Raw genomic sequence first — 8,977 nt, 5'->3', positions numbered from 1 at the left:
AGCCAGGATCAAACTCTCCATAAAGGTCCGTTTCAGCGGCAGCACTTCCGGAGGAAGTGTGAGAGCTGATACGGACGGTTTGAAGAACCTCGATGGCTCATTCGTTGTTTTAAATCGTTGTCCGTCACCCGAAGGCGACAGGGTCCGTTAGCGTCCGGCTTCTCCGTCGTGCAAGCACGACTGTCGAAACCCGACGTTTCTTACGCTCGATGTTCAGTTTTCAAGGAGCAATCTTGTCTTCGCTCTCGGCCTCGTTCTTGCCTGGCCTCTCAGCGGCGACTTGATTAATATATCATGTCCGGCTAGGCGATGGCAACCTGTAATTTCTGGAAGGTTGCATTCTCTTTTGCCGTTACCGCCTGCTCGGCGACACCCGCTCAACGGCGGAAGTACAATGTACCACGTCCGGACAATCCCCGTCAACCATTTAAGACGAGGGAAAAAACGGGAGACCGGATCGACTTCCGGCCTCCCGCTCTTCCTCGTACAATGCACTTCTATTGTTATTCTCCGCGCATGTGCGGGAACAGCAGCACGTCCCGGATGGAAGGCGCGTCGGTCAGCAGCATGATCAAGCGGTCGATGCCGATGCCGAGACCCCCGGTCGGCGGCAGACCGTATTCGAGGGCGCGGATGAAGTCTTCATCCAGATCCTGCGCCTCGTCATTGCCCGCGGCCTTCTCCACCAACTGCGCTTCGAAGCGCTGGCGTTGGTCGATCGGGTCGTTCAGCTCGGAGAACGCATTGGCATGCTCGCGCGCCACGATGAACAGCTCGAAGCGATCCGTGAAGCGCGGATCCTTCTCGTTCTTTTTCGCCAGCGGCGAGATCGCGACGGGGTGCCCCGTTACGAAGGTAGGCTGAATCAGCGTATGCTCGACGAACGTCTCGAAGAACGCGTTCACGATATGTCCGAACGTCATATGCGGCTCTACGTGCACCTTGTGTTCCTTGGCCAGACGATGCGCTTCTTCGTCGCTCATCTCGGCCGTGAAGTCGATACCGACCGCCTTCTGAACCAAAGAGGTCATCGATTCCTGACGCCATGGCGTGGAGAGATCGACCTCCTGCCCTTGGTAGACGATCCGCGTCGTGCCGAGCACGTCCTGCGCGAGATGGACGATCAGATCCTCCGTCAGACGCATGATGTCCTCGTAGTCCGCGTAAGCCTCATAGAGCTCGAGCAGCGTGAACTCCGGATTGTGGCGGGTAGAGATGCCTTCGTTCCGATAGACGCGTCCGATCTCGTATACCTTCTCCAGACCGCCGACGATAAGCCGCTTCAGATGCAGCTCGATCGCGATCCGCATGACGAGCTGCATGTCCAGCGCGTTGTGGTGGGTGATGAACGGACGCGCGGCGGCGCCGCCCGCGATCGCGTGCAGCGTCGGGGTCTCGACCTCCAGGTAGCCGCGGCCATCTAGGTAACGGCGCATCGATTGAATGATGCGGGAGCGCGTGACGAACGTCTTCTGCACGTCGGGATTGACGATCAGGTCCACATAGCGCTGACGGTAGCGCGTCTCGACGTCCTTCAGCCCGTGGAACTTGTCCGGCAGCGGAAGAAGCGACTTGGTCAGCACTTCAAGATCGGATACTTTGATCGAAGTCTCGCCCGTCTTCGTCTTGAAGACGACGCCGCGGACGCCGATGACGTCCCCGATGTCGAGCAGGCTGAACGCTTTGTACTTCTCTTCGGGCACGGAATCCTGGCGTACGTAGATCTGGATCTTGCCGGACAAGTCCTGAATGTGCGCAAAAGACGCCTTGCCCATCGAACGCTTCTGCATGATGCGGCCCGCGACCGTCACTTCCTCCGCGCGCTCGTCCAGCTCCTCGGTCGAGTAGCCGTCCAGGCGGGCGAGGATCTCGCCGGCATTGTGCGAACGCTCGAACTTCGTGCCGAACGGATCGATGCCGAGCGCGCGCAGCTCGTCCAGCTTGCCGCGGCGAATCTGCAGCATCTCGCTTAGTTCTTCGGCGGAAGTCTCCGCCACAGGATTCACTTGATCTTGACTCATGAATAGACACCCTTTCGTTCTCATTGCAAGTAGAAACAGCTGCGCCTCCATGGAGAGGAGGCGGCTACGTCATGATGTAGAGGATACGGATCCCGTTGGGCGAGGCCAAGGGCAATACGCTCCGAATCATTCAAAAAAGCTTCCGGAGGAAGCTTTTTCGGCCGATGGAGGAGGTGTCGAGGCTTTGAGCCCCCGCGCCATCCGTTTACTTTTTGATATCGACGATCTTGTATTGAATGATGCCCGCGGGAACGCTTACTTCGACGAGCGCGCCCTTCTTCTTGCCGATAATGGCGCGGCCGACGGGGCTTTCGTTCGAGATCTTGTTCTTCAGCGGGTCCGATTCGGCGGTGCCGACAATCGTATATTCAACGATCTCGTCGAACTCCTTGTCTTCTACGACGACGGTGGAGCCGATGCTGACCGTATCGAGATCGATCTCGTCATTGTTGATAATGCGGGCGTTGCGGAGCATCTTCTCGAGGGTGATGATGCGTCCTTCGATGAATGCCTGTTCGTTCTTCGCATCCTCGTATTCCGAGTTCTCGCTGATATCGCCGTATCCGATCGCGACCTTAATCCGTTCCGCCACTTCCCGGCGCTTGACGGACTTCAGGTTCTCGAGCTCCTCTTCGAGCTTCTTCAACCCGTCCGGGGTCAGAAGGACTTCCTTTTCGCTCATCTCACCGATCTCCTGTCAAGGGTATGATTTTCATGCGCGGCATGAATAGGGTGCGTTCAAGCGGCTCCTCGCTTCGTCAGCGGTAGGCGAGCCGCCGTTGCTACTCAAATATATGGCGAATCACCGTTGACATGACACGCGCGCGCGCCTATTCGTTCCCGAAAGGCACGCTCCTCGTCCCGGTCAAACCGGCTTCCGTGCGAATATTGCTTAGAATTATATTTCAACCCCTAGGAAATGTCAATTAGCGGTAAAGGGGTTCAATGCACCGTCGCCGAATCTGCGGCCTCCGATTGTTCGGCCGCCGCGAGCTCCGCGAGAGATTCGACATATTGCTCCAGCTTTGCCGCCACGGCGGCGCGGGTGGTCAGCTCCATGATGTCGTTCTTGACGCGGGCCGCATCGGGCAGGCCCTTCAGATACCAGGCCAGATGCTTGCGCATCTCCCGTACGGCCTGGCCTTCGCCCTTCAAGTTGATCAGGCGGTCCATGTGCAGCATCGCGATCCGGATCTTCTCGCCCGGCACCGGATCCGGCAGCATCTCTCCGGTCGTCAGGTAGTGAACGGTCCGGTACAGCATCCACGGGTTGCCGAGCGCGCCGCGCCCGATCATGACGCCGTCCACGCCGGTATGCTGAAGCATGCGCTCCGCGTCCTCCGGCGAGAAGACGTCCCCGTTGCCGATGACCGGAATCGACACGGCCTGTTTAACGTCCCTTATAATATCCCAGTTCGCGTGACCGGTATACAATTGTTCCCGGGTCCGGCCGTGCACGCTGACGGCCGCGCCGCCCGCGCGTTCGACCGCTTGGGCGTTCTCCACCGCATAGACGTGCTCGTCGTCCCAGCCGATCCGCATCTTGACGGTGACCGGCTTCTTCGCCGCGTCTACGGCGTACGACACCATCTCGTAGATCTTGGCGGGATCGAGCAGCCAGCGGGCGCCCGCGTCGCACTTCGTGACCTTCGGCACGGGGCAGCCCATATTGATGTCGATAATGTCGGCGTTGGTGTTCTTGTCGACGAATTTGACCGCTTCGACGAGAGACTCGCGGTCGCCTCCGAAGATTTGCAGGCTGAGCGGCTTCTCCCGCTCGTCCACGAACAGCATCTCCAGCGTCCGCTGGTTGCCGTGCAGGATCGCCTTGTCGCTCACCATCTCGGCGCAGACCAGTCCGCATCCGAATTCCTTGGCGATCAGCCGGAATGCAGGGTTGCACACGCCCGCCATGGGCGCGAGGACGACATTGTTGCTCATTTCCACGTTGCCAATCTTCAACATTCGCTTTTACAGCTCCTTCCGAGGGCGCGCCTCCGATTGCGGAGCACGCCGATGTATGCCTTCCCGTTCCATGACGTCGCCCGCGAGCGACGACTCCCATGGGAAAGGCTCGCCCGGCGTCCATACGTCCCGCAACGGCACCAACACGAACGCCCGCTCCCCCATGCGGGGATGCGGGAGCGTGAGCTCGTCCGTGCCGAGCGTCTCGTTCTCGTACAGCAGCAGGTCCAGATCGATCTTGCGCGGTCCCCAGCGGATCTCCCGCACGCGTCCCATCTCCTGCTCGATCGAGAGCAGCGCGCGCAGCAGCGCCAGCGGGTCCAGCTCGGTGCCGACCGCGACGGCCATATTCAGGAACGCCGGCTGATCGGTATAACCAACCGGGTCCGTCTCGTACCTATCCGATATCCGGCGCACTTCAATGCCTTCGAACGCGTCCAGGCGGCGTATCGCTTCGTTCAGCGATTGCTCCCGGTCGCCCAGATTGGCGCCCAGCGCCACGTATGCTTCCTTCACCGTTCCTTCAATCCTCTGCGAGCGCGATGAACCCGCACTTCAGGACCGGGTTCGGCGAAGCTCTACGGTCACCCCGTCGAACGTAATGTCGAACGGAGGATTCGGTTTCGTAACCGATACCGTCGCTTCGTTGATACTAGTATACGTACCGAGTACCGCGGTTGCAATGTTTCCGGCGAGCGTCTCGATCAGCTTGACCGGGGGGCCTTCGGCGATCTCCTTGACGAGGGCATGAATCTCCGCGTAATTGATCGTATCGTTCACGTCGTCGCTGGCTTCGGCGCGGCTGAGATCGAGCCGCAGATCGAGGTCCACGATGAACTTCTGGCCGAGCTTGTTCTCTTCCGGAAAAACGCCATGGTACCCGTAAAATACCATCTTCTTCAGCAGCATGCGGTCCATTCCCGTTACCCCTCCCTATTCGCTTGGCGGTAGGCGATCGCGTCGGTCATCCGCGCGACCCGCTTCATCTCGCGCACGTCGTGAACGCGGACGATCTGGCAGCCTTGCAGGATGCCGGCCGTCGTCGTCGCGGCCGTGCCTTCCACGACGTCATCCGCGGGCAGATCCAGCGTCTGGCGGATGAACGTCTTGCGGGACGTCGCCAGCAAGACCGGGTAGCCGAGGCTGGCCAGCTCGTCCAGACGGCCCATGAGCTCGACGTTCTCGCCGTAATCCTTAGCGAAGCCGATGCCGGGATCGAGCCAGATGTTCTCGTCCGACACGCCCGCGGCATGCGCCCGGGCCACGCTGTCCCGCAGGTCCTGCAGGACGTCGGGCACGAAGTCGAGGTAGTCCCGCGCCGTCCGGTTGTGCATCAGGATGATCGGGCAGCCGTATTCCGCGGCGATCTCCGCCATCTTCGGTTCCCGCTTCAGCCCCCAAATATCGTTAAGCACGTGCGCGCCGGCCTCCAAAGCCTGACGCGCCGTCTCGGCCCGGTACGTATCGATGCTGATCGGCAGCTTCACCGCCGCGCGGACCGCCTCGATGACCGGAATGACGCGACGAAGCTCCTCCTCCGGCGTCACCGGATCGTGACCCGGGCGCGTGGACTCTCCGCCGATGTCGATCAGGTCGGCGCCCTCTTCAGCCATCTGCTTCGCCCTCGCGACGGCTGCCTCCGCGTTCGCGTACTTGCCCCCGTCGGAGAACGAATCCGGCGTGACGTTCAAGATACCCATGAGCAGCGTGCGCTCGCCGAGCGTCAGCGTCAGTCCGTCATGCAGCCTGTAGGAACGTCTATAATAAGTCGGTCTCATCGCATATCCTCGCTTCCCTGTTCGGCCGCCAGCCGATAGGCCGTCATGAGGCGGCGGGTCGCCCGCCCGGGGCCCTCCGGCCACGGCCGCGCGATCGTCCCGTCCGGCTCTTCGAGCGCGACGACCGGCACGATCTCCTGGACGGAATTCGTCACGAACGCCTCGTCCGCCTGAAGCAGCGCGTCCCATCGGTAACGCCCTTCGCGGACCTCGCGAACGCCATCGGGTCCAAGCGTCTCCAGCGCTCGCGTCAGCACCCAGCCCCGCGTGATGCCCGGTAGCGGACCCGTCTCCAGCGCGGGTGTATAGAGCACGCCGTCCTTCGCCCAGAATACGTTGCTCACGAGCCCTTCCGACACATACCCGTCAGGGGAGAGAAATAAACCTTCCGTGCCCGGCGCAGCTCCGCCGGCCGTCAGCTCTCTCTTCGCCAGCATATTGTTCATATAATGAAACGATTTTAACCGCGGCTCCCCGCCCTCCGGCGTGCTCCGCGCGAGCCGCAGCAGCCGCAGCCGCTTGCCCGCCCGTGTCTCCGGCCGGTCCGGCGCGAGCGGCTTCATGTACACGATCTCTCTCGGACGCGCGTAGTCGCCCTCCGGGAGACCGATCTCGCCCGCGCCCGCGGACACCGACCAGCGGACGTACCCGTCCGCCAGGCCATTCGCGGCCAGCAGCCGCTTCACGTCTTCCGCCATCCGCGCCGGATCGGGCGCGTAGGCGATGCCTAGCGCGCCGCAGCTCGCCGCGAGCCGCTCGGCATGCCGGTTCAGCAGCCACGGCTTGCCTCCATAGGTCCGGAACGTCTCGAACAGCCCCATCCCGTAGAGAAAGCCGTGATCGTAGACTGAGATCACGGCTTCCTCGCTGTCCTGGATTCGTCCATCCAACAGCAGCTTCATTTATCGCGTTCCTGCCTTGTTATTCAGGAAATTGCGCAGCATCGTGCGGCCGTGATCGGTCATGATGGACTCGGGATGGAATTGCACGCCTTCGATGACGTATTCCTTGTGCCGCAGCCCCATGATCTCTCCGTCGTCCGATCTGGCGCTGATCTCCAGGCTGTCCGGCAGCGTGTCTTCTTTGACGATCAGGGAATGATACCGCGTCGCCGTGAACGGGGACGGGATGCCCGCGAAGATCGTACGTCCGTCGTGCGTCATCTCCGACGTCTTGCCGTGCATCAGCTTGTCCGCGCGCACGACGTCGCCGCCGAACGCCTGGCCGATCGACTGGTGGCCGAGGCAGACGCCGAGGATCGGAATCTCTCCCTTGAACCGCGCGATGAGATCGAGGCTGATCCCCGCCTCGTTCGGCGTGCAGGGTCCCGGCGAGATGAGGATATGGTCCGGCTTCAGCGCGGCGATGCCGTCGAGATCGATCTCGTCGTTGCGGCGAACGACGATCTCCTCGCCCAGCTCGCCCAGATATTGAACCAAGTTATACGTGAACGAATCGTAGTTGTCGATGACCAGAATCATGAACGTCCCTCCTCCAGGTGAACCGGTTCCTTTCGATCTCGGAGCCGCTCCCCGTACTGCACCGCTTTCCAGAGCGCTTTGGCTTTGTTCAGGCATTCGTAGAATTCGCGCTCGGGGTCGGAGTCGATGACGATGCCCGCGCCCGCTTGAATATGGACGATCCCGTCCTTCGCCACCATGGTGCGGATAATAATATTAAATTCCATATTCCCGGCATAGTCAATCCATCCGAGCGATCCGGTGTAGACGCCGCGGCGCACCGGCTCCAGCTCCTCGATGATCTCCATCGTGCGGATCTTCGGCGCCCCCGTGATCGTCCCTCCGGGAAACGATCCGGCCAGCACGTCGAACGCATCCCAGCCCGGCGCGATGCGGCCCTCCACCTGCGACACGAGGTGCATGACGTGCGAGTAGCGTTCGACGGTCAGCAGCTCCGGCACGCGGACCGAGCCATAGGCGGCGACGCGCCCCAAGTCGTTGCGCGCGAGATCCACGAGCATGACGTGCTCGGCCCGCTCCTTCTCGCTGGCGAGCAGTTCGCGCTCCATCGCCGCGTCCTCGTCCGGCGTGCGGCCCCGGCGCCGGGTCCCCGCGATCGGACGCGCGCCGATTCGGTCGCCCTCCCGCTTCACGAGGAGCTCGGGCGAAGCCGAGACGAGCTGGAAGTCGGGGAACTTCAGGAAGCCCATGTACGGCGAGGGGTTAATCAGGCGCAGCAGCTCGTACAGGTCCTCGGGCCGGGCCGCGACCGGCATGCTCTGCCGCATCGACAGGTTCACCTGGAACACGTCGCCCTGGCCGATATAGGCCTGAATGCGGCGGACCGCCTGCTTGAAGATTTCCTTGCTCATCGAGGTCCGGAGATGGCCGGCGTCGGCGAACGCCTTCACGTCCAGCTCCAGACCGTCCTCCGCCATCGCCGCCTTCATCGCCTCCACGGCAGCCGAGGCCGCCGCATCCGCCCGGCCGGCCGCGACGCGGTCCCAGATCCGCTTCATCTCGTCCGCCCGGCCTGCGGCGTCCGACATCGCCCGCCGAAGGGTCTCATCCTCCGCTTCCTTCGGCACGTCGGCATGCACGGCGAGATAGAGCGCCCTCGCCTCGTGGTCCACGATCCATAGCTCGTCCACGAGCAAGAACGCATAATCCGGCAGGCCGAGATCGTTCGCTGCCAGCTCCGGCAGCCGCTCGAGCGATCGCGCCACGTCGTAGCTCCAGTAGCCGACGCAGCCGCCGAGGAACTTTGGCGCGCCCGGCACGCTCGGCGCACGGCAGCGCGCCATGACCTCCCGCATAACGGCGAGGGGGGCGTCCTCATGCCGCCTGCCGCAGGCATCCCCGGCGCTCACGGCGTTCCCGGCTTCGGCGCCTGCAGCGGCCTCCGTCGCCTCGCCGCTCGTGCCGCGGATGACCGCCGTTGGCTTCAGACCGAGGAACGTATAGCGCCCGTCCTTGCCGCTCTCCAGCACGAACGCATGCGCGGACGCCGCTTCCCAGGCGCGCTGCCAGCGCAGCACGCGGTCCTCGCCCTCCCCGAGCGCATAACGCCTCACGTAAGGCAGTTTATTGTAGGCACGGCCGTCTGCCGCCCAACGGCCCCACTGCTCCAAGCTTGTCAACGTCTCCAACTCGTCCGATCCCCCGATGCTCCGCGCCCATCCGTGTTTCGCGATCAATGTGCTCCTATTATAACGAAAAACGGTCCGGCAAGTAAAAACGGCTTCTCAAGCGG

General features: G+C 62.4%; 9 protein-coding genes. All 9 read right to left on the bottom strand.

Annotation, left to right across the window (positions count from 1 at the left end):
- Nucleotides 1–503 precede the first annotated feature (503 nt).
- The 9 genes from lysS to H7C19_RS02745 all read right to left on the bottom strand — a co-directional run bounded on the left by lysS (nucleotide 504) and on the right by H7C19_RS02745 (nucleotide 8,921).
- Nucleotides 504–2,021 carry a lysine--tRNA ligase gene (lysS, locus tag H7C19_RS02785; RefSeq protein ID WP_185141052.1) on the bottom strand — a complete coding sequence of 506 codons (1,518 nt, stop codon included), beginning with the start codon at nucleotides 2,019–2,021 and terminating at the stop codon, nucleotides 504–506.
- A gap of 205 nt (nucleotides 2,022–2,226) precedes the next feature.
- Complete coding sequence (gene greA, locus H7C19_RS02780) at nucleotides 2,227–2,703, bottom strand: transcription elongation factor GreA (RefSeq protein WP_185141051.1); 477 nt, start codon at nucleotides 2,701–2,703, stop codon at nucleotides 2,227–2,229.
- Between the two features lie 260 nt (nucleotides 2,704–2,963).
- The gene (gene dusB / locus H7C19_RS02775; RefSeq protein ID WP_185141050.1) at nucleotides 2,964–3,986 is read right to left on the bottom strand and encodes a tRNA dihydrouridine synthase DusB; all 1,023 of its coding nucleotides are present in this window, start codon (nucleotides 3,984–3,986) and stop codon (nucleotides 2,964–2,966) included.
- 6 nt (nucleotides 3,987–3,992) lie between these two features.
- The gene (gene folK, locus H7C19_RS02770; protein WP_185141049.1) at nucleotides 3,993–4,502 is read right to left on the bottom strand and encodes a 2-amino-4-hydroxy-6-hydroxymethyldihydropteridine diphosphokinase; all 510 of its coding nucleotides are present in this window, start codon (nucleotides 4,500–4,502) and stop codon (nucleotides 3,993–3,995) included.
- Nucleotides 4,503–4,541: 39 nt separating this feature from the next.
- Nucleotides 4,542–4,904, bottom strand: coding sequence for a dihydroneopterin aldolase (gene folB, locus H7C19_RS02765; protein ID WP_185141048.1), 363 nt, complete (start codon nucleotides 4,902–4,904; stop codon nucleotides 4,542–4,544).
- Between the two features lie 5 nt (nucleotides 4,905–4,909).
- Entirely contained in the window at nucleotides 4,910–5,764 is an 855-nt protein-coding gene (folP, locus tag H7C19_RS02760) for a dihydropteroate synthase (protein ID WP_185141047.1), read from the bottom strand.
- Nucleotides 5,761–6,666, bottom strand: a complete 906-nt coding sequence (locus H7C19_RS02755; RefSeq protein WP_185141046.1) for an aminotransferase class IV — start codon at nucleotides 6,664–6,666, stop codon at nucleotides 5,761–5,763. The genes folP and H7C19_RS02755 overlap by 4 nt, the downstream gene beginning before the upstream one ends.
- Nucleotides 6,667–7,245 (bottom strand): aminodeoxychorismate/anthranilate synthase component II, encoded by a 579-nt coding sequence (gene pabA, locus H7C19_RS02750; RefSeq protein ID WP_185141045.1) that lies wholly within the window; start codon nucleotides 7,243–7,245, stop codon nucleotides 6,667–6,669.
- Entirely contained in the window at nucleotides 7,242–8,921 is a 1,680-nt protein-coding gene (locus H7C19_RS02745) for an anthranilate synthase component I family protein (protein WP_246469271.1), read from the bottom strand. Before H7C19_RS02745 ends, pabA begins: the two co-directional genes overlap by 4 nt.
- Nucleotides 8,922–8,977: the final 56 nt, after the last annotated feature.

Source organism: Cohnella nanjingensis (assembly GCF_014212125.1).
GTDB classification, from domain to species: Bacteria; Bacillota; Bacilli; order Paenibacillales; family Paenibacillaceae; genus Cohnella; species Cohnella nanjingensis.
This window is presented reverse-complemented; position numbering and strand designations above follow the sequence as displayed.

Bases quoted from the DNA above. Each gene is read 5' to 3' on its own strand.
- lysS (WP_185141052.1), bottom strand. From the start codon at position 2,021: ATGAGTCAAGATCAAGTGAATCCTGTGGCGGAGACTTCCGCCGAAGAA.
- greA (WP_185141051.1), bottom strand. From the start codon at position 2,703: ATGAGCGAAAAGGAAGTCCTTCTGACCCCGGACGGGTTGAAGAAGCTC.
- dusB (WP_185141050.1), bottom strand. From the start codon at position 3,986: ATGTTGAAGATTGGCAACGTGGAAATGAGCAACAATGTCGTCCTCGCG.
- folB (WP_185141048.1), bottom strand. From the start codon at position 4,904: ATGGACCGCATGCTGCTGAAGAAGATGGTATTTTACGGGTACCATGGC.
- folP (WP_185141047.1), bottom strand. From the start codon at position 5,764: ATGAGACCGACTTATTATAGACGTTCCTACAGGCTGCATGACGGACTG.
- H7C19_RS02755 (WP_185141046.1), bottom strand. From the start codon at position 6,666: ATGAAGCTGCTGTTGGATGGACGAATCCAGGACAGCGAGGAAGCCGTG.
- pabA (WP_185141045.1), bottom strand. From the start codon at position 7,245: ATGATTCTGGTCATCGACAACTACGATTCGTTCACGTATAACTTGGTT.